This window comes from Rhodococcus sp. 114MFTsu3.1 (genome assembly GCF_000383555.1).
In the GTDB taxonomy this organism is placed as follows: Bacteria; Actinomycetota; Actinomycetes; order Mycobacteriales; family Mycobacteriaceae; genus Rhodococcoides; species Rhodococcoides fascians_E.
Genome location: NZ_KB911549.1, coordinates 59,094 through 78,777, shown reverse-complemented (window position 1 = coordinate 78,777; position 19,684 = coordinate 59,094). Strand labels below are relative to the sequence as shown.

Here is a 19,684-nt window from a genome sequence, read left to right as displayed (position 1 = left end):
GGGACAGGACTAGACTGCCCTTCGTGGCCGGCCGAATTCCTGAACGTGACATCGCCGCCATTCGCGAACGCACACGGATCGAAGACGTCGTCGGTGACTACGTCTCTCTCAAGCGCGCGGGCGGCGACTCGATGAAGGGCCTGTGCCCCTTCCACGACGAGAAATCTCCGTCGTTCCACGTCCGACCCAACCACGGGCATTTCCACTGCTTCGGCTGCGGTGAGGGAGGTGACGCCTACTCCTTCCTCCAGAAGATCGAGCACATCTCCTTCGTCGAAGCCGTCGAGCAACTCGCCGACCGGCTGAACTACTCGATCACCTACGAGGGCGGAGGGCCATCGGTTCAACGTGACCGGGGCACCCGAGCGCGGTTGATCGCAGCCAACTCGGCGGCCCAGGAGTTCTACGCCGCGCGTCTGCGTGAACCCGACGCCCAGGCCGCTCGGGACTACCTGACCGAGCGCAACTTCGACGGCCAAGCCGCGCTGGCGTACGGCTGCGGATACGCGCCCGACGGCTGGGACACCCTGACCAAGCACCTGCTGTCCAGCGGCTTCGAAGCCAAGGAGATCATCGACGCGGGCCTGGCGACACCCGGTAAGCGCGGAACACCCATCGACAGGTTTCGGCGACGGTTGGTGTGGCCGATTCGCAGTCAGAGCGGCGACACCATCGGCTTCGGCGCCAGGAAACTGTTCGACGACGACACCATGCCCGGCAAGTACATCAACACGCCGGAAACCATGCTGTACAAGAAGTCTCAGGTGCTGTTCGGGCTCGACATGGCACGCAAGGACATCGCCAAATCGCATCAGGCCGTCATCGTCGAGGGATACACCGACGTCATGGCCATGCACCTGGCAGGCGTCAAGACCGCCGTCGCCTCGTGCGGCACCGCCTTCGGTGAGGACCACCTGGCGATGCTGCGTCGACTCATGATGGACGACAGCTACTTCCGCGGCGAGGTCATCTACACCTTCGACGGCGACGACGCAGGCCAGGCGGCCGCGATGAAGGCTTTCGAGGGTGATCAGAAAATTGCCGGACAGACCTTCGTTGCCATCGCGCCCGAGGGCATGGATCCCTGCGAGCTGAGGCAGAAATCCGGCGACCCCGCCGTACGTGACCTCGTTGCACGCCGCACCCCGATGTTCGCCTTCGTCGTGAAATCCCTTCTGCGTGAACATGATCTGGACACACCCGAAGGTCGGGTCGAAGCGCTGCGCAGAACCGTCCCCGTCGTCGCGCGGATCAAGGACGCATCGCTGCGCGACGAATACGCGCGCCAACTCGCCGGCTGGACCGGTTGGGACGACACCGCGATGGTTCTCGCACGGGTTCGAGACGAAGCCAAGAAGGGCGCACGCGGAGACACGAAGAAACGCACACCGTTCGACAAGCGCCAGGCGCCCCCGGCGGAGGTGCCGGCCGGCCCGACGCGTCCACACCCCAAGGATCCGTCCCTGTGGCCTCAGCGTGAGGCGTTGAAGTCCGCACTGCAGAACCCGGCGATCGCCGGGTCGGTCTTCGACTCACTGCCTCCCGAGACCTTCACTCACCCCGCCTACGCCGCCGTCAGCGCAGCGGTGACCGCCGCAGGGGGGACCGCCGCAGGCCTCGGCGGAGGGGAATGGGTCGACGCCGTCGCCAAGCGGACCGAAACTGCGGTCGTGAAATCGCTCGTGATGGAGCTCGCGGTCGAGCACATCCCGGTGGCGGACATCGCGCTCACGCGATACATCGGCGGGGTACTGGCTCGTCTACAGGAAGTCTGGGTGGGGGAGCAGGTCGCCGAGCTCAAATCCAAGATGCAGCGCATGTCACCGCAGGACAACCAGGACGAGTACTACGCGCTCCTCGGCGACGTCATTGCCCTCGAACAGTACCGACGAAGCCTGCTCGAACAGGCCATCGGCAACGTCGAGGACGACTCCGCAGCCGGCTAACGCTTACGCAGCTGATCCTGGGGGATGTAGAGCTGCGTCTCGTCGTCGATGGGCTTCATCGGCTCGAGCTTCGGCTGCGTGTTCAGCGAATCCGACAGCTTCTGCCTGCTGACCTCGATGACCTTCTTGGTCGCCGGGCTACCCGCCACGGCGGAAGCCGTCTTACGAATCTGCTCGTAGCGACCACGACCAGCCTTGGCTCCGAGCACGTACGCCGCCCCAGCAGCCAGAACCAAACGAATCATCACAAGTCCTTAGATCAGTGTTGTGCACGCGTCCCACCATCCTGCCTGACGGGGCCCGAGCAGGGCGATTTGGTACTCCCATGGGGGTGTGCGCTATTGTTTCTCTCGGCCCGCACGAGAGTGCGAAGCCACTGAGTAATCCCCTGTAGCTCAATTGGCAGAGCTTCCGACTGTTAATCGGACGGTTGCTGGTTCGAGTCCAGCCGGGGGAGCTCGAGACCCCCATCCAGTCCCTGGGTGGGGGTTTTCTGCTGTCGAGGGCGCACATTCACCCACCTGTTGTGCGTGCGCAGACCTGCGCAACGCACAACAGGTGGGTGAATTTCGTCGCGGGTTGTGGATGTCATCATCGAGGACGTGAACCGCGACCGCCCGCCCGTCTTTCGGTTCAATCCGCGCGCGTACGAACTCGGGTTCTTCGAGGAGACGCAGGGGGAGTGCGATGCGTGCGGTCGACCGAGTGACCTGAAGTACCAGGGTTCGTTCTACTCCGTTGCGAAGGTCGAGTTTCTCTGTCCATGGTGTATCGCCGACGGTTCGGCGGCCCGAAAGTTCGACGGTGAGTTCAACGACTGGATCGGTATCGACGGCGTGCCGCCGTCGCCGGATGGTGTGATCAGCGTCGATGTCGACGAGGCCCGTGAGGTGTCCGACCGAACGCCGTCGTACCCCTCGTGGCAGCAGGAGCAATGGCGGTCCCACTGTGGCAGGCCCTGCGCATTCGTCGGATACGTAGGCGCGGACGAACTCGTCGTGTATCTGCACGAGAAGGACTTCGCCGCCGATGTCGACGGTGGAACCGGTTTCGAGCCCGTCGTCGTGAGGAAGTATCTGGAAGTCGAAGGTGATCTGTCGGGCTACCTGTTCCAGTGCTTGACCTGCGGTGCACACCGGCTGCATGTCGACTCCTGTTGAGGCAGTGCCGGATACAGGTTCAGGACGAGAGGAATCGGCTGATCTCGTCGGCGATTCGGTCGGCCTCCTCGGAGTCGACGGCGTGCGACGCCTCCGGGTAGACGACGACGGTGCCGTTGCCGAGTGCACGTCGAGCGACCTCCTCGGCGTCGGACGCGTCGTGCATGACCGATCGTCCGGCGAGTACCGCGAGGACAGGCATTCGGAGGCCTTCCAGGTCGCTCTCGGGGATCAGCGACGGTTGCGGCAGCTTGATCGAGTAGGCGCTCATGGCGGTTTCGATCATCCGAGCCACGGCGTTGTCCTCGACAGGTGCGCCGCCGGCTGTGTACGAGGCGAACGAATCCCGCCAGGACTTGGGTAGCCACGAGACAGATGCCGGGATGGCTCGAACCGCCGTCCCGAGCGGGATGGTGGCGAACGTGTACGCCGGGTCGATCAGCATCAGGGAGGCAACACGGTCGGGGTAATGGGTTGCCAGGTTGGTCGCGGCCCATCCGCCGATGGACAGGCCCAGTAGGTTGAATTCGTCCTCGGGGAGTTGTTCGAGAGTCTGGTCGAGCCAGGCCGCGTTGTCGTCGTCGTTCTCGATCGGGACCTCTTGCACACTCATTCCCGGTTCGCCCAGCAGGTCCAGTGCGTACACGTCACCGAGTGCGAGCAGCGAGGGCATGTTCGTGGCCCAGATAGGGCTGGGTGACGATCTACCGGGAAGCAGCACGAACGGGTGCTCCGTCCTGGTCGGTCCGGTGCCGTCGAAGCGGTAGACACGAACGAATCCGAATTCCGTTCGTACGTCGAGGGTTCGGTCAGGCGTCGGCATGTCCTCCCAGGCGCGTTGGTAATCGTCCACGAACTTCTCGTGCTTGTCCTTGGAGTTCCAATGACCGACGGGGCTGGGGGTGCGGAGGGCGAATGCGCCCGCGGTCACCGTTACCGCCACGACGAGTGCCGCGATCACCCATGCTCGACGCCTTCTCCTGGGGCGGGTTGGCGATGGATCGTCCATGACTACCTTTCATTTCTTGACCTTATGGTCAAAAATTGGTCGATGTCGGTAACCTTACGTCATGTCTGCGCGTATGTCAGGGGCCGATGGACCGACCAGAATCGAGCGCGAACGGCGTGCGCAGATCATCGCCGCAGCTGTCTCACTGGTCGCCGAACACGGATATGCCGCCGCGTCGTTGGCGCGGATCGCCGATGCCGCGGGGGTCGTCAAGGGCACGGTGGTGTACCACTTCAACACCAAGGATGCGGTGCTCACGGCCGCATATCAGCATGTTCTGACCGCGCTGGTCACACACGTCGGCGAGCACGTCGACGCGTCGCCGCCACCGGAACGCCCCGAGGCATACGTGCGCGCGATGATCGGATACCTGGCGGATCATCCGGATCACGCACGAACCATGGTGCAGGCCGGACTGGCAGCTGCGAACAACGGCGCGTCCCGACACGAGAGGCAGGAGCGCTGGCGTCCCCTTGCGGGACTGTTGTCCGAGGCCAGGGGTGACGACCGGGGACCGGGACGGGACGAGCGCACACTGGCGATCCTCGCGGGAGGGATGATCGACGCGGTCGTCGACGAATTCCTGGAGGACCCCACCTTCGACACGGGGTCGGCGGCGTCGGAGATCGTCGAGATGGTCGGCAGCAGGCTCGGAGCCGACTCGTGAGGCGCCGCGATGAGTTTTCATGCCCAGCGCGGTCGACACGAGCATGACAACTCACACTTTCACCGTGCCCGGTGCAACTCTGACGTACGACGTCGTCGGTCCGTCGAGCGAAGACGCGGTACCGCTTCTGTTGATCGGTTCACCTATGGACGCAAGCGGATTCGGAACCCTGGCGTCGCACTTCACCGACAGGGTGGTGGTCACCTACGATCCCCGCAACACCGGTCGCAGTACATGCGAGGACGACACCGCCGCAGTGACAGCCGCTCAGCACGCGGACGATCTCCGCGCGCTCCTGTTCGAACTGGGCTCGGACACGGTCGATGTCTTCGCGACCAGTGGGGGAGCAGTGAATGCGCTGGCATTCGTGGCTGCCCACCCCGGACTCGTTCGAACGCTCGTCGCACACGAACCACCGGCCGGTGCGACGCTGCCGGACCGCGACCACATCCGCGCCGTCTGCGAGGACATGGTCTCCATCTACGACGCGCAGGGCTCCGGCCCCGCGATGGCTGCATTCATCATGCTGGTGATGCACCGCGGTGAGGTCGACCATGACTACCTCGATCGACCGGCGCCGGATCCATCGCAGTTCGGCCTGCCGACGGACGACGATGGATCGCGCGACGACCCGTTGATGTCCAACATGCGCGGTGGCGTTGTGGATTTCGCGCCCGACGTAGACGCGTTGAAGGCGTCCGGTACCCGCATCGTCGTCGCCGTCGGTGAGGAATCCGGCGGTCCGGTCGACGGTGAATTAGCCGGTCGCGCTGGATATGCCGTTGCTGCGCTGCTGGGCCGCGACGCCGTCGTGTTCCCCGGAGGACACCAGGGGTTCTGTGGCGGCGAGTTCGGCCAGACCGGCAGGCCCGTCGAATTCGCGGCAGCGCTGCGTTCCGTCCTGGATTGATCAGGTGTCGGATGTCGGCGCAATGGACGGCGCCGGTTCCGCTGTCGACGACGGTCGCGTCCGAGAACGGCTCCCGACGTCCCGCGATCGTGAGCGGTATCGTCCGGGCGGGATCTGTCGTTCGCGGCGAAAGGCACGACTGAAAGCGAATTCGCTGGCGTACCCGAGATCGGTTGCGATCGTGTCGAGGGAGTCGTCGGTATCGCGTAGCCGTCGGGCTGCAAGATTCATGCGCCAGTCGGTGATGTACTTGCCGGGAGTGGTTCCGGTGAAGACGGCGAATCGCCGCATCAAAGTCTGTTTCGACGTCGACACTTCGCGCGCCAGCGACTCCGTGGTCCACGGACGGCCGGGCTCCTCGTGGATCTTGCTGACTGCCGAGTAGAGCAACGGGTCACGAAGAACGCCCCACCAGGACGCCGACAGTTCCGTGTCGGTCGAGAGCCAGGCTCGCATGACTTCCACCAGGAGGACGTCGACCAGACGGTCCAGCAACAGATCCGTGGCGGGTCCAGGTGCGGCAAGCTCCCTGCCGAGGATGGTGACGATATCGGACGCACTCGCGTCGAGTTGCGGCGCAGAGAGATGAAGTACGGGAGGTAGAACCGCGAAAACGGGAACGGGAGCCGCGAAATCGTAACTGTACGAGGCTCCGAGGATGTGGGTCCGAGCGCCGCCGTCCCCGAGCGCGAGGGCCGCGCCGCGGAGCCTGGCATCGACCGCGGCCGCATTGTCGCAGGAGTGCACCGGAGCCGACGGTGCACTGGCGAGCGTGTGACCCGAGCCCTGGGCGAGCACTACGACGTCGCCAGGCATCAACATGCGGGGTGTGTCACCGTCGACGATCAGGTAAGCGATCCCGGCGGTGACTGCATACACGACGGCATCACGGTCTCCCGCCCACTCCACACCCCATTCGCCTGCGGCGGTGATCCGAGCGCCTGCACTGCCCCGTACCGACGAGACCGACAACATCTCGGAGAGAACATCCACCTGTCGAGACTAGCAACGGTCCACCGAAATGCTCATAACGATTGTTCGAATGGTTCATTCGGGTATTTTTCGGGGAGTTTCAGCCATGGATGCGTCGTCGTTGCGGTTCTAGCGTGGATCACAGCCGCGAGCACACAGCCCGCGACCTGGATGAGAGAAGTCTGATGAGCACACACGACAACACGGTTCCCGATGGCCTCGTTCCCAACGACGTACTGAATTCGACCACGCCTGTCGCGGTGTACGGTTTCGCTCGCGCCAAGGCAGGAAAAGAAGAGGCACTCGCACGCCTCATCCGTTCGATCGTTCCCGCCGTACGCGCCGAACAAGGATACGAGCAGTACTCGGTGCACACCACGCCGGCGCAGCCGGGTGCGTTCGCGTTCTACGAGCGATGGTCGACCGGGGCAGATATCGCCCGCCACCTCCAGCAACCGTTCATGCAAGCCTATTTCGGTGCGCTCCCCGAATTCGTCGAGGGCGACCTCGAGGCCGAATGGCTCCGGCCGTTGAGCGACTGAGCCGCACCGCCAACTCGGGCTGATCAGGTGTCGGATGTCGGTGAGATGGACGACGCCAGCTCCACCGTCATCGTGACACCGCCGCCGGGGGTGTCCGACACCGAGACCGAACCGCCCATCGCGTCGACGAAACCGCGGACCACGGACAGTCCGAGGCCGATGCCGGTGGTGTTGTCGGTGTCGCCGAGGCGCTGAAACGGCTCGAAGACAGCGTCTTTCGAGCCGAGCGTGATCCCCGGGCCACAGTCGGCGACAGTGATGATCGTGCGGTCGCCGACGGTTGCGGCGCCGATCCGGATCGTGGTGTCGGCGGCGTGCCTGGCTGCGTTGTCGACGAGATTGGCCAGTACCCGTTCGAGCAGAATCGGGTCGGCCGCGACGTTGGTGTCACCGACGTCGACGACGAGGTCGGGTGTGCCTCGCGTAGTGGAGTCGCACGCTGCTCGCACCGCGTCCTCGACCCGAACGGTCGACAGCGTGGGCCGAACGACACCGGCGGCGAGGCGAGACGAATCGAGCAGGTTCCCGACGAGAGCGGTCAACGTGTCGGTGGACTCGTCGATCGTCGCGAGCAACTCAGCGGTGTCGTCGGCGGAGAATTCGACGTCGGTGCTGCGCAGGCTGGAGACCGACGCCTTGACAGCGGCGAGGGGAGTTCGAAGGTCGTGGCTGACGGATGACAGGAGGGCCCGCCGCAAGCGGTCACCCTCCGCCACAACCGATGCTGTGCTCGCTTCCTCGGCCAGTTCGGCTTGACGGATGAGTCCCGCCGCCTGGTTCGCGACCGCTGCGAGTACTCGTCGATCGTGTGCACCGGTTTTCGATCCGGCCAACAGCAACGCGAAATCGGCGTCCGGCGTCTCGATCGCGGTGTCGGCCGAGGGGGCGTCGATGGGCGCGTCGCTACCGACGGATTCGACGACGTCGCCCGACCGTCGAATGATCGATACTGCACGCTGCGAATAGGTTTCACGGACTCGCTCCAGCAAGGCGTGCAGGTCGCCGCCGCGCAGAACCGTGCCTGCGAACAGTGTCAACAGCTCGGCCTCCTGAGATGCACGTTTCGCCCGCGCGGCACGGCGCGCGGCGACATCGACCAGGAAGGCGACGGCGACGGCCATGATCAGCAGCACCACCGTCGTGACGAAATTGTCCGGTTCGGCGATGGTGAAACTGTAGCGGGGGTCGGCGAAGAAAAAATTGAGAAGCAACCCGGCTATCAGTGCCGACAGCGCCGCTGCGGCAACTCCACCGAGCAATGCGACTGCAAGAACCACCATGAAGAACAAGGCACTCTCGCCGCCGAGGTCGAGATAGGGGTCCACGAGCAGCATCGCCAGCGCCGACAGGAACGGGACGACGACGGCTGCCGCCCAGGAGATAATCCGCCGGTGCGTCGGATCGGGTCTGATCAGTCGGGACAGACGCCACCCGCGGCTGACCTCGTCGTGCGTGACCATGTGGACGTCGATCTTCCCCGACTTCTGGATCACGGCAGCACCGATACCCTCGTCGAGAATGCGGGCCCACCGAGAGCGTCTCGACGTTCCGATCACCAACTGGGTTGCGTTCACGCCGCGGGCGAACTCCAGCAGGGTGACAGGAACATCGTCGCCGACGACACTGTGCATGCTGGCTCCGAGACGCTCGGCCAGTGCGCGGACCTTACCCATCTGCGGCGCCGACACTCCGCTGAGCCCATCGCCTCGAATGACGTGCAGCACCATCAGATCCGCGGACGACTTCGATGCGATACGCCGCGCCCGACGCACCAGCGTCTCCGATTCGGGTCCACCGGTGACCGACACGACGACCCGCTCGCGCGCCTCCCACGTCTCGGTTATCCGGTGTGCCGTTCGATATTTGGCCAGGGCCGCATCGACCTGATCGGCAATCCACAGAAGGGCGAGTTCCCGCAGCGCAGTGAGGTTGCCCTGCCGAAAGTAGTTGCTCAGTGCTGCGTCGATCTTGTCGGCGGCGTAGATGTTCCCGTGCGACAGGCGGCGTCGCAGTGCTTCGGGAGTGACGTCCACCAGTTCGATCTGATCCGCGGCTCGGACCACCGAATCGGGGACGGTCTCGCGCTGCGGGACGCCGGTGATGTGTTCGACGACGTCGTTGAGACTCTCGAGATGTTGGACGTTGAGAGTCGACACCACATCGATCCCGGCGGCAAGCAAGTCCTCGACATCCATCCAGCGTTTGCCGTTTCGGCTGCCGGGGGTGTTGGTGTGCGCGAGCTCATCGACGAGGACCAGACCAGGTCCACGCGCGATGACGGCGTCGACGTCGATGTCCAGCGCTTTGCTACCGCGATAGTCCACGGTGCGCATCGGGACCATCTCGATTCCCTCGAGCAGGGCTGCGGTGCGCGCGCGGCCGTGGGTTTCCACCACGGCCGCAACGACATCGCATCCGCGTTCCTTCCTGCGATGCGCTTCGCCGAGCATCGCGAAGGTCTTCCCGACGCCAGGAGCGGCGCCCAGATAGATGCGCAGTTCACCGCGGGCGTCGGGGGACATCAGCTGCAGCCGGGGGCGGTCAGACCCACCGCGACGTTGAGCTCCGGCACGTCGACTCGCTCGTTGCCGAGGAAACCGAGTTGGCGTCCCGAGGTGTACTCGTCGACGAGCGACCTCACCGTGTCCTGACTCAGCCCGTTCACCTCCGCGACTCGGGCGATCTGGATTGCCGCGTAGGCGGGGCTGATGTGTGGATCGATGCCGGATCCGGATCCGGTCACTGCGTCGGCCGGAACCTGATCCGGGTCGACGTTCTCACGTTCGGCGACCTGCACGCGTCGCTGCTCGACGAAATCGGCAAGCGTCTCGCTGCTCGGTCCCTGGTTCGAGGGAAGTGCGGCGGCGGGATCACCCGGTGCGAACGCGTCCTCGTCGGCCACCGATCCGGTGACCCGGGTGTGGAAGAACGGATCCGGCATGCCGTCCTCGACCTGAGGGTCCACGCCGATCAAGCTGCTGCCGACCACGCAGCCGGTGCTGTCGGTCAACGGCGACCCTTCCGCGGAGTCCGATCCGAGCCTGCTCACCGCCCACACCGCGGCCGGGTACCCGACGCCCAGAATCACCGTGAGTGTCAACAGGACGGCGAGTCCGGCGAGGATCTGACCGAAGAACCTTTGAACGAAGCGCATGTCAGCCTATCCCTGGGATGAAACGAACGACGAGATCGATGAGCCAGATACCGATGAACGGGGTGATCACACCACCGACTCCGTAGACGAGAAGATTCCGCCGAAGCAACGTCCCCGCGTTGGACGGCACGTAACGAACGCCCTTCAGCGACAGGGGGATCAACCCGATGATGACGAGTGCATTGAAGATCACCGCCGACAGAATGGCCGATTCCGGCGTTGCCAGCCCCATGATGTTCAGCGTGCCGAGTTGCGGATACACCACGCTGAACAGTGCCGGCAGGATGGCGAAGTACTTCGCGAGATCGTTGGCGAGCGAGAAGGTCGTCAGCGCTCCCCGCGTGATCAGCAGCTGTTTTCCGATCTCGACGACCTCGATGAGTTTCGTGGGATCGGAGTCGAGATCGACCATGTTGCCGGCTTCTTTCGCGGCCGATGTGCCGGTGTTCATGGCGACGCCGACGTCCGCCTGCGCCAAGGCAGGAGCGTCGTTGGTCCCGTCACCCGTCATGGCCACGAGACGACCACCCTGCTGTTCTCGGCGAATCAGTTCCAGCTTGTCCTCGGGGGTGGCCTCGGCCAGGAAGTCGTCCACCCCGGCCTGTGCGGCAATTGCTTTGGCGGTCTTCGGGTTGTCGCCGGTGACCATGACCGTGCGGATTCCCATTGCGCGTAGTTGCGCGAAACGTTCCGCGATTCGAGGCTTGACCACATCCGACAACTCGATCACACCGAGGACACGCGCCGAGTCGTCCTGTCCGGCGGAGGCGACGACCAGGGGAGTGCCGCCCATCTCCGCGATCGAGGTGACGGTCTCCTGTGCGTGGAAATGTAGGCCAGGGCCTACATTTCCACGCACCTGGGAGTCGACCCACGCGAGGACGGAATCCGCTGCCCCCTTGCGGATTCGAGTGCCGTCCAGGTCGATTCCGCTCATTCGCGTCTGTGCGGTGAACGGGACGAACTCCGCTGACTTCTCCGATTCGGTCGGGTGCAGGGGCAATCCGAAATCGAGCGCGCACAGATCCACGATGCTGCGCCCCTCCGGCGTTCCGTCCGCGAGGGAGGACAACCGGGCGGCCGCAGCCAATTCGTCGGCCGTGACGCCTGGAATCGGATGGAGCCCGGTGGCGCGGCGGTTTCCGTAGGTGATCGTGCCGGTCTTGTCCATCAACAGAGTGTCTATGTCGCCTGCTGCCTCGACGGCGCGCCCGGACATGGCCAGCACGTTGCGCTGGACCAACCGGTCCATCCCGGCAATCCCGATTGCCGACAGCAGGGCGCCGATGGTCGTCGGGATCAGGCAGACGAGCAGCGCGATCAGTTTGACGGGATCCTGCGCCTCACCCGCGTACGCGCCCATGGGGCCGATCGCGACGACGGCGAGAAGGAAGATGATCGTCAGGGACGCCAGCAGGATGTCGAGCGCGATCTCGTTCGGGGTCTTCTGCCTCGAGGCGCCCTCGACGAGAGCGATCATCCGATCCACGAACGTCTCGCCCTGCGCGGACGTGATCTCGACGACGATACGATCCGAGAGAACTGTGGTGCCACCGGTGACCGCGGACCGGTCGCCGCCCGATTCACGTACTACGGGTGCGGATTCGCCGGTGATGGCGGACTCGTCGACCGTCGCGATTCCCTCGATGACGTCGCCGTCGCCTGGGATGACCTCTCCTGCGGAGACGACCACGTGATCCCCGACGCGCAGGTCCGTACCCGGAACTTCCTCGATGCTTCCGTCGGTTGCCCGACGCTTGGCGACGGTGTCACGTTTGACGGCTCTCAGGCTGGCGGCCTGTGCTTTTCCGCGCCCCTCGGCGACGGACTCGGCGAGGTTCGCGAACAGGAGGGTGAACCACAACCATGCCGCGACGAGCCACGCGAACACCGACGGGGACAGCACGGCGAGGACCGTGCAGACCACCGATCCGACGAAGACGACGAACATCACGGGGTTGCGTGCGAGATGCCGGGGATCGAGTTTGGCCGCGGCGTTCGGCAGTGAAGTCCACAGCTGACGTGGACTGAAATATCCCGACCTGACCGGTGACGGTGACTCGTCGACGTCGGATTCGTCTGCGAGGAGCGGGGAGGTGGTGATGGTCATTGCAATGCCTCTGCTATCGGGCCCAGAGCGAGGGCCGGGAAGAATGTCAGTGCCGCAACGAGAACCACGGTTCCCAGTACCAGGACCGAGAACAACGGACCGGTGGTGGGCAGGGTTCCAGGATTCGGTGCGCTGCGCCGCTGGGTGACGAGTGATCCGGCGAGTGCCAGGACGAAAATGATCGGGAGGAAGCGACCGAGCAGCATCGCGACGCCGAGCGATGTCTGGAACCAGTCGCTCGTGACGGTGAGCCCACCGAAAGCGCTGCCGTTGTTGTTGGCAGTGGAGGCGAACGCGTAGAGCACCTCCGTGAAACCGTGGATGGAGCCGGGAGTGCCCGGTTCACCGGCGTTGCCCTGAAAACCGGTGGTGGACGACAGGATCACGGTGATCGCCGTACCGGTGAGAATCAACGCGGGCATGACGAGCACCGACAGTGCGGCGAGGGTTATCTGGCGTTGGCCGATCTTCTTACCGAGATACTCGGGTGTTCGGCCGACGAGCAGACCGCCGACGAAGACTGCGATGACGGCGAGGACGAGTAGGCCGTACAAGCCGGTTCCCACACCGCCCGGGGCGATTTCACCCAGCAGCATGTTCAGTAGCACCGCACCGCCGCCCAGTGGGGACATGCTGTCGTGTGCGGAATTGACCGCGCCGGTGGACGTACCGGTGGTCGCCACGGCGAACAACGTGGATCCAGGGATGCCGAAACGAACTTCCTTGCCTTCGAGCATCACTCCCGCGGCTCGGGCAGCCACACCGCGTGCGCCCGATTCTGCAGCAGCGGTCACCGCGAGCAGGGCGCCGAAGAGAACTGTCACCACGGCGAGCAGTGTCAGGCCTTGCTTTCGATCGCCGACCATGGTTCCGAACGTCCGGGTCAATGCCACCGGGACGAGCAAGATGGAGATGATCTGTACGACGTTGGACAACGGCGTCGGATTCTCGAACGGATGCGCCGAGTTGGCGGCGAAGATGCCGCCACCGTTGGTACCGAGCTCCTTGATGGCTTCCTGCGATGCGGCAGGAGCCAGCGCATTACCGGCCGTCGACCCGTCGAGTCCGGTGGACGCGAAACTGCTGGCGAAGGACTGCACAACGCCCTGGGTCAACAGGATCAGGGCGACTACGAAGGACAAAGGGAGCAGGATGCGAAGTGAACCGCGTACGAGGTCGACCCAGAAGTTGCCGAGTTCACCGCCCGTGCGTACGCGGACGAATCCACGGACAACTGCGATGGCCACCGAAAGCCCGACGGCCGCCGACACGAAGTTCTGCACGGCAAGTCCTACGGGCTGAGTGAAGTTCGACATCGTCGTCTCCGGCACGTAGGACTGCCAGTTCGTGTTGGCCACGAACGATATCGCCGTGTTGAACGCAACCGAGGGACTGACGCCGGGTAGGCCACCGTTCAGCGGGAGCACGCCCTGAACTCGTTGCAGCACATAGAGAAAGAACGCACTCGCAATCGAGAATCCCAGAACGGACAACGAGTACCCGATCCAGGTCTGCTGCGACCGTGAATCGATCCGACACAACCGGTAGATCCAGGTCTCGACGCGGAGGTCCGCCATCGCCGGTGACCGCACCACGGTCGCCGTCCCACCCGAGGCGGAGGCGACGTCCGGTGCTCGGTCGCTGTCGTGCGCGAACACTTTCGCCATGTAGTCGCCCAGCGGGACGTAGGCGGCCGCGAGTACGACTGCCACGACGCCGATCTGAAGGGCAGAAGCCAGAGCAGAGTTCATCGCCGTCAGAACCTTTCGGGATCGACGAGTGCAACGAACAGGTACACGATCGTTGCGGCCGCGATCACCAGCAGGATCACGCTGATTGCGCCGTCGAGTGTCATTTGGACACCCCGTTCGAGGCGATGGCCTTCAGGATCAATGCGCACACACCGAATCCGCCGGCCATGACCACGAGGTAGCCGAGATCAGCCATGAATTTCTTCGCCCTCTTTTTCGTAGCGTTCCGGCGGCCCAGTGCCTGCCGGTCGACTGCATGTCTACTGCCGTGTGTGCGCCGCGGAACGGATCCTTACGGATCCTTTACGGGACCGAACCGAGTTCTGACGCGAACAAGACGGCAGCGATGAATTTCGAGCGACACGACGGTCGGTACTGCAGACGACCTCGAAGGAGAAAGAACATGGGCACGATACGGCTGGAACTGTTCGCAACGCTCGACCTCGTGGCTCAAGCGCCGGGAGGCCCCGAAGAGGATCCCACCGGGTTTCCCTTCGGAGGATGGCAAGCACCTCTCATGCACGAACTCACCGGAGCTCAGGTGCAGGCTGCGTACGAGGGAACCGACGCGTTACTGCTCGGGCGTCGAACGTACGACATCTTCGCCGCGTACTGGCCGCACCAGGAAGGTGGTCAGGACGATTCGATCGCGACATTGTTCAACCGCGTCCCCAAGTACGTGGCGTCGCGCGGCACGCCCGATCTGTCGTGGAACGGTGCCACGCACCTGGGCTCCGACCTGGCGTCGGCGATAGGGGAGATCAAGAATCGGCACCAGGACATCAAGGTCGTCGGGAGCCTGAACTTCGTGCAGACGCTGGTGCGCGAGAAGCTCTTCGACCGCATCGATCTGTGGCTGTATCCCATAGTTCTCGGAGTGGGCAAGAAGGTGTTCGACGGTGGTGCGGTCCCCACCAACCTCGAGTTGCTGGCTCCGCCGGAGGCCACGGACAACGGCGTCACCTACCTCCAGTACGGGCGACTCGACGGCACGCCGCAGACAGGCGACATGTCCGCCGAGCGGCAGTGATTCGGAAGGCCCGGATGCACGTCAGGGTGCCCCGGACTTCTACCGGGACACCCTGCGCGGGCTCGGAGTCGGGGTGGTGTCAGGACACGATCGCGTCGGCTTCGATCTCCACGAACAGTGCTTCGTCGATGAGTGCGCCGACTCCGAGAAGCGTCGACGCCGGACGAATCGAGGCGAAGATCTCGCCGTGGACTGCGGCGACTTCCTGCCACAGCGACACATCGGTCAGGTAGATGCGGGTGCGGATGACGTCCTGCAGCGAACCACCCGCCTCCACGAGCGCGCGTTCGATGGTCTCGAGTGCGGCTCGGGCCTGCTCGGCCGCGGTTGCTCCCTGACCGGTGGTGCCGGACACCGCAATGTGGTTGCCGATCCGGACTGCGCGGCTGTACCCGATCTTGGGTTCCCACTCGGACCCGGACGAGATGTTCTGTCTTTGGCTCATGGGGCCCAATTATGCTGCTCTACTTGTAGAACCCGTCGCGCAGGTTGATTCCGTGCTCCACCCACACCTTGAGGGCAGCGAGCATTCCCGTCCAGCCCTGGCAGTTGCCGAACGCGCTCTTCGCACCGGCAGGCGTCGGCCTCCACGAGGACTCGGTGATCGTCACGAGTGTCCTGGTGTCGTCATCGAGCGGCTCGAACTCGAAGGTCGTCGTGGTGCTCCCGTCGTCGGAGGACGTACCTTCGCCGTCCCACCTGATCACGATCCGGTTGGGTGGATCGGCGTCGATCACCTGAACGGGGAACGCGCCGGGAAAGTCGTGGAAATCCCAGGTCACCTCGGTGCCCGCGTCGAGCCGCCCGTGTGCACCTCCGGTGGTGAAGTACCTCGACAGCTGCTCGGGGTCGGCGACGGCCTCGTAGACATCGGCGACGGGTCGGGAAATTCGTCCCGACACGGTGAAGGACAGTTCGGTCAGATTCTCGGACATGTTGTATTTTTACAACATGATGGCTTCCGGGCACAAGGGTGACGACGACGACCGCGTGTTCAAAGCGCTTGCATCGCCGCTACGTCGACGCATGCTGGACGCCCTGAAAGAAGCTCCCCGTAGCACGGGCGAACTGTGTGCGCTGTTTCCCGACATCGACCGGACGACAGCGCTGCAGCACCTGCGAGTCCTCGAATCCGCCGAACTCGTGACCGGTCGCAAGATCGGCCGCGAGCGCCACCTCGCATTGGCGCCGCTGCCGATCAAGCGAATCTCGGACCGGTGGATAGGGGAGTACACCCGCGCCGCCGTCGACCTGCTGGGGCGCCTCGACGAGTCGTGACCGAGCCGGGGTCAGACCACAGGCGCGGTGACGGCGGCCAGTGCCTCCTCGATGACGGACACGACCGCGGCCGGCTCGGCAATCATGACCAGGTGAGGTGCACCGATCTCGACGACGGAGCGCAGCCCCGCACGTTCGTAACCGAAACGCTCCACATCGGGGTTGATGGTGCGGTCGTTGCTGCTCACGATTCCCCAGCCCGGCTTGGTCTTCCACGCTGCGACGGGCGCCGCTTCACCGAATGCCGCTGCTGCCAAGGGTCGTTGAGACACTGCGAGTACTTCGGCAGTCTCCGGCGGAATGCCGGCGGCGAAGACCTCGTGAAACGAGTCGATCTTCACCGAGACGTCGGTACCGTCCTCGGAGCCCGCGACGGGGAAGGGTGTGTAGACGAGATTGGCAGCGAGGTCGGAGTCGGGGAACCTCCCCTGCAGCTCACCGAGAGATTCACCCTCCTCGAGGGCGTAACCCGACACGTAGACCAGGCCGACGACGTTGTCTGCGGCGCCCGCCACCGTGATGACAGCGCCGCCGTACGAGTGCCCGGCCAGGAGGACGGGTCCCTCGATCGACTCGACGATGGATCGGATGTACGCGGAGTCTCCGAGGAGGCTGCGGTTCGGCACCGCGGGCACGAGAACGCGGTAGCCCTTGTCGATCAACCGTCGTGTGACCGGTGTCCAGCTCGACGCATCTGCGAAAGCGCCGTGAATCAGTACAACCGTGGGAGTGCTGGCCATGATGGTGCCTTCCGGAAGACGAGAGAACGGTGTGTTCCTAACGAAACTCTCGTCTCCCGGGCCGACGATGTCGTCGCGGCTGGCCGCCAGATACCCTGCGCGCTGGTGGGGGTTCGCCCTACCTGCCAGCAGGGGTGGCATCCGTCTCATCGGTCCGATTCGACGATTCGGTTCAACACCTCCGGCGCCATTCCGAATCCGACGAGGCGGTTCAACGGGATCGACGCCATCATGCGCACCATGTCGACGCCCAGTGCGTCGTCGGAACCCGATGGTGCGGAAGGGAACATGTCGGCCAGGGCGGGAGCGGTCCGCGGGTCGGCGAGTGCTTCTCCGAGAGTCGAGTTCATGGTCAGCGGGATCTCGACGGAATCGCCGGAAATTGCCACCGTTGCCGACGCGCGGATATCGCGACTCGACGCGCCGACGTCGACGGTGTAGTCACCGTCCTCGACGGCCCATCGGTCCGTTCGAGTTTCCCAGTAGGCGAGCGCGGATCTGTCGAGGTGAACCTCGACGCGCTCGTCGGCACCTGCATCCAGCTCGGAGGTGACGGCGAACCCTTTCAGCTCGCGGGGCGCTCGAACGAGCGTCGAATCGGGCTTGCCCACGTAGACCTGAACGACGTCGCGGCCGGACCGGGAACCGGAGTTCGTGACGGTGACCGACACGGTAACGCCGGAGTCCGTCACGGACACGTCGAGATCGGAGTATCGAAACTCGGTGTAGGACAATCCGTGTCCGAACGGATAGGTCACCTCGATCTCGCGGGCGTCGTACCAGCGATACCCGACGAAGATGCCTTCCCCGTAGCGGACGTGTGAATTCTCGCCCGGGAAGTTCAGATAGGCCGGCACGTCCTGGATTCTCTCCGGAACCGTCTCGGTCAACCGGCCCGACGGATTGACGACGCCGAACAGAACATCCGCGAGAGCGCCGCCTGCTGCCTGGCCGAGTAGGGCGCCGTCGAGGATCGCAGGGACGATCGTCGAAATCGGCTGCAGGCGAAGAACACCGCCGTGGGACAGTACGACGACGGTTCTCGGCTGCGTCCGCGCGATGGCTGTGATCAGGTCCAGCTGATCCTCGGGAATGTCGATGTCTTCGCGGTCGAATCCCTCGGACTCCTGACGTGCACCGACTCCGACGAACACCACGGCCACGTCCGCGTCGGCGGCAGCAGCGACTGCGTCGGCATGCAGTGAAGCGTCGGCATGCGGTGGGTTGTCGGTCGTCGTGAAGCCTTGGTGGTATGTGACGGACGATGCGTGCCGCCGGATTTCGTCGACTGGCACGTCGAGGTGGGTGGGATTGACGTGCGAGCTGCCACCGCCTTGATAACGCGGCTCCTGTGCGAACTCGCCGATCACGGCTATCCGGTGATCGGGTCGCAGAGGGAGAACGTCGCGGTCGTTTTTCAGCAGAACGACGCTCCGTGCAGCTACTTCGCGTGCCAGGGCATGATGAGCATCGAGGTCGGGCGCGGTGGCTCCGTCATTGCGGCGCACGCGTCCTGCGAGTCGAGCGACGGCCTCGGCTGCGCGGTCGACTGCAGCCATCGGAACTGCGCCGGACTTCACGGCCGACTCGACCTGTGCATCGGTTGCGCCGCCGCGGCCGGGCATTTCGAGGTCCAGACCGGCCGCAACCGACGTCGGACGGTCGGCGACGGCACCCCAGTCGCTGACGACGACGCCGTCGAAACCCCACTCACCGCGCAACACGTCCGTCAGCAGCCACGTGTTCTCGGAGGCGTAGACGCCGTTGATCTTGTTGTACGAGCACATCACCGTCCACGGGTTCGCGGTGCGCACGATGTGGGAGAAAGCGTTCAGGTAGATCTCGCGGAGCGGCCGCGCATCGACGTCCGAGCTCGACCGCATTCGATCGTGCTCGGTGTTGTTCAGCGCGAAGTGCTTCAGCGACGCCCCTACGCCGGTTCTCTGCAGACCGCTCACCCACGCCGCACCCAGGATACCTGCCACGACAGGGTCCTCGGAGAGGTACTCGAAGTTCCTGCCGCAGCGGGGGTCTCGCTTGATGTTCACGCCGGGGCCGAGAAGCACGTCGACATCGAGGGCGCGGGCTTCGACGCCGAGGGCCTCGCCGACGCGACCGACCAGTTCGGGGTCCCAGGACTGGCCCAGTCCCACAGCGGGCGGAAAACATGTTGCAGGGGCGCTGCCGGCAAGTCCGAGGTGATCCGTCGCCCCGGTCTGCTTTCGGACGCCGTGTGGGCCGTCGGTCAGCATCAGCGACGGCACGGATCCGGCAGCGCGGGTGGTCCAGAAGTCCGCTCCGCTTCCCAGCGCAATCTTGTCGGCAAGCGACATGTCGGTGATCTCGGTGTTCTGGTCCATGGCTCGCCTCGTCGTCGAAAGGAAGTGATACCAAAACAGTACGTCGCTCGGTTTT

19 protein-coding genes and 1 tRNA gene are annotated in these 19,684 nt (G+C 64.5%); 8 read left to right on the top strand and 12 right to left on the bottom strand.

Annotation, left to right across the window (positions count from 1 at the left end; translation table 11 throughout):
• The first annotated feature begins 23 nt into the window (after positions 1-23).
• Complete coding sequence (gene dnaG, locus H292_RS0112400; RefSeq protein WP_019667474.1) at positions 24-1,946, top strand: DNA primase; 1,923 nt, start codon at positions 24-26, stop codon at positions 1,944-1,946.
• Here dnaG and H292_RS0112395 read toward each other — a convergent pair.
• Positions 1,943-2,191: a hypothetical protein gene (locus tag H292_RS0112395; protein ID WP_020111626.1), complete on the bottom strand. Its 249-nt coding sequence runs from the start codon at positions 2,189-2,191 to the stop codon at positions 1,943-1,945. The two genes, dnaG and H292_RS0112395, sit on opposite strands and share 4 nt — an antisense overlap.
• A gap of 139 nt (positions 2,192-2,330) precedes the next feature.
• Between H292_RS0112395 and H292_RS0112390 the strand changes: the two genes are divergently transcribed.
• A tRNA-Asn gene (locus H292_RS0112390) sits at positions 2,331-2,403 on the top strand.
• Between the two features lie 145 nt (positions 2,404-2,548).
• Positions 2,549-3,106: a CbrC family protein gene (locus H292_RS0112385; RefSeq protein ID WP_037188411.1), complete on the top strand. Its 558-nt coding sequence runs from the start codon at positions 2,549-2,551 to the stop codon at positions 3,104-3,106.
• 19 nt (positions 3,107-3,125) lie between these two features.
• On the opposite strand, the gene H292_RS0112380 is transcribed toward H292_RS0112385, so the two are convergent.
• The gene (locus H292_RS0112380) at positions 3,126-4,067 is read right to left on the bottom strand and encodes an alpha/beta fold hydrolase (RefSeq protein ID WP_020111624.1); all 942 of its coding nucleotides are present in this window, start codon (positions 4,065-4,067) and stop codon (positions 3,126-3,128) included.
• Positions 4,068-4,176: 109 nt separating this feature from the next.
• Between H292_RS0112380 and H292_RS0112375 the strand changes: the two genes are divergently transcribed.
• Positions 4,177-4,782, top strand: a complete 606-nt coding sequence (locus H292_RS0112375) for a TetR/AcrR family transcriptional regulator (RefSeq protein WP_231383831.1) — start codon at positions 4,177-4,179, stop codon at positions 4,780-4,782.
• Between the two features lie 19 nt (positions 4,783-4,801).
• The gene (locus H292_RS0112370; protein WP_020111622.1) at positions 4,802-5,692 is read left to right on the top strand and encodes an alpha/beta fold hydrolase; all 891 of its coding nucleotides are present in this window, start codon (positions 4,802-4,804) and stop codon (positions 5,690-5,692) included.
• Here the strand turns inward: H292_RS0112370 and H292_RS0112365 are convergent, their stop codons facing one another.
• Positions 5,693-6,685: an AraC family transcriptional regulator gene (locus H292_RS0112365; protein ID WP_020111621.1), complete on the bottom strand. Its 993-nt coding sequence runs from the start codon at positions 6,683-6,685 to the stop codon at positions 5,693-5,695.
• A gap of 164 nt (positions 6,686-6,849) precedes the next feature.
• On the opposite strand from H292_RS0112365, the gene H292_RS0112360 reads away from it, so the two are divergent.
• Entirely contained in the window at positions 6,850-7,206 is a 357-nt protein-coding gene (locus H292_RS0112360) for a putative quinol monooxygenase (protein ID WP_231383830.1), read from the top strand.
• 23 nt (positions 7,207-7,229) lie between these two features.
• Here H292_RS0112360 and H292_RS0112355 read toward each other — a convergent pair whose 3' ends face one another.
• The 5 genes from H292_RS0112355 to H292_RS0112335 are packed head-to-tail and all read right to left on the bottom strand — an operon-like array spanning position 7,230 to position 14,325.
• On the bottom strand, positions 7,230-9,728 hold the full coding sequence (locus H292_RS0112355; protein WP_020111619.1) for a sensor histidine kinase: 2,499 nt from the start codon (positions 9,726-9,728) through the stop codon (positions 7,230-7,232).
• Positions 9,728-10,360 (bottom strand): potassium-transporting ATPase subunit C, encoded by a 633-nt coding sequence (locus H292_RS0112350; RefSeq protein WP_020111618.1) that lies wholly within the window; start codon positions 10,358-10,360, stop codon positions 9,728-9,730. The genes H292_RS0112355 and H292_RS0112350 overlap by 1 nt, the downstream gene beginning before the upstream one ends.
• A gap of 1 nt (position 10,361) precedes the next feature.
• Positions 10,362-12,470: a potassium-transporting ATPase subunit KdpB gene (kdpB, locus tag H292_RS0112345; protein WP_020111617.1), complete on the bottom strand. Its 2,109-nt coding sequence runs from the start codon at positions 12,468-12,470 to the stop codon at positions 10,362-10,364.
• Positions 12,467-14,221 (bottom strand): potassium-transporting ATPase subunit KdpA, encoded by a 1,755-nt coding sequence (gene kdpA / locus H292_RS0112340; RefSeq protein ID WP_020111616.1) that lies wholly within the window; start codon positions 14,219-14,221, stop codon positions 12,467-12,469. Before kdpA ends, kdpB begins: the two co-directional genes overlap by 4 nt.
• A 5-nt stretch (positions 14,222-14,226) precedes the next feature.
• Positions 14,227-14,325 (bottom strand): potassium-transporting ATPase subunit F, encoded by a 99-nt coding sequence (locus H292_RS0112335; RefSeq protein ID WP_019667462.1) that lies wholly within the window; start codon positions 14,323-14,325, stop codon positions 14,227-14,229.
• A gap of 299 nt (positions 14,326-14,624) precedes the next feature.
• On the opposite strand from H292_RS0112335, the gene H292_RS0112320 reads away from it, so the two are divergent.
• Positions 14,625-15,251 (top strand): dihydrofolate reductase family protein, encoded by a 627-nt coding sequence (locus tag H292_RS0112320; protein WP_019667459.1) that lies wholly within the window; start codon positions 14,625-14,627, stop codon positions 15,249-15,251.
• A 79-nt stretch (positions 15,252-15,330) separates the two neighbouring features.
• On the opposite strand, the gene H292_RS0112315 is transcribed toward H292_RS0112320, so the two are convergent.
• Positions 15,331-15,696 (bottom strand): RidA family protein, encoded by a 366-nt coding sequence (locus H292_RS0112315; RefSeq protein ID WP_019667458.1) that lies wholly within the window; start codon positions 15,694-15,696, stop codon positions 15,331-15,333.
• Positions 15,697-15,715: 19 nt separating this feature from the next.
• Positions 15,716-16,186, bottom strand: a complete 471-nt coding sequence (locus H292_RS0112310; RefSeq protein WP_020111615.1) for an SRPBCC family protein — start codon at positions 16,184-16,186, stop codon at positions 15,716-15,718.
• 16 nt (positions 16,187-16,202) lie between these two features.
• Here H292_RS0112310 and H292_RS0112305 point away from each other — a divergent pair, with 16 nt between their 5' ends.
• Positions 16,203-16,529, top strand: a complete 327-nt coding sequence (locus H292_RS0112305; RefSeq protein ID WP_231383829.1) for an ArsR/SmtB family transcription factor — start codon at positions 16,203-16,205, stop codon at positions 16,527-16,529.
• A gap of 11 nt (positions 16,530-16,540) precedes the next feature.
• Here H292_RS0112305 and H292_RS0112300 read toward each other — a convergent pair whose 3' ends face one another.
• Together H292_RS0112300 and H292_RS0112295 are read right to left on the bottom strand one after the other, a co-directional pair.
• The gene (locus H292_RS0112300; RefSeq protein WP_020111613.1) at positions 16,541-17,410 is read right to left on the bottom strand and encodes an alpha/beta fold hydrolase; all 870 of its coding nucleotides are present in this window, start codon (positions 17,408-17,410) and stop codon (positions 16,541-16,543) included.
• A 5-nt stretch (positions 17,411-17,415) separates the two neighbouring features.
• Positions 17,416-19,629, bottom strand: a complete 2,214-nt coding sequence (locus tag H292_RS0112295; RefSeq protein WP_020111612.1) for a glycoside hydrolase family 3 C-terminal domain-containing protein — start codon at positions 19,627-19,629, stop codon at positions 17,416-17,418.
• Positions 19,630-19,684: the final 55 nt, after the last annotated feature.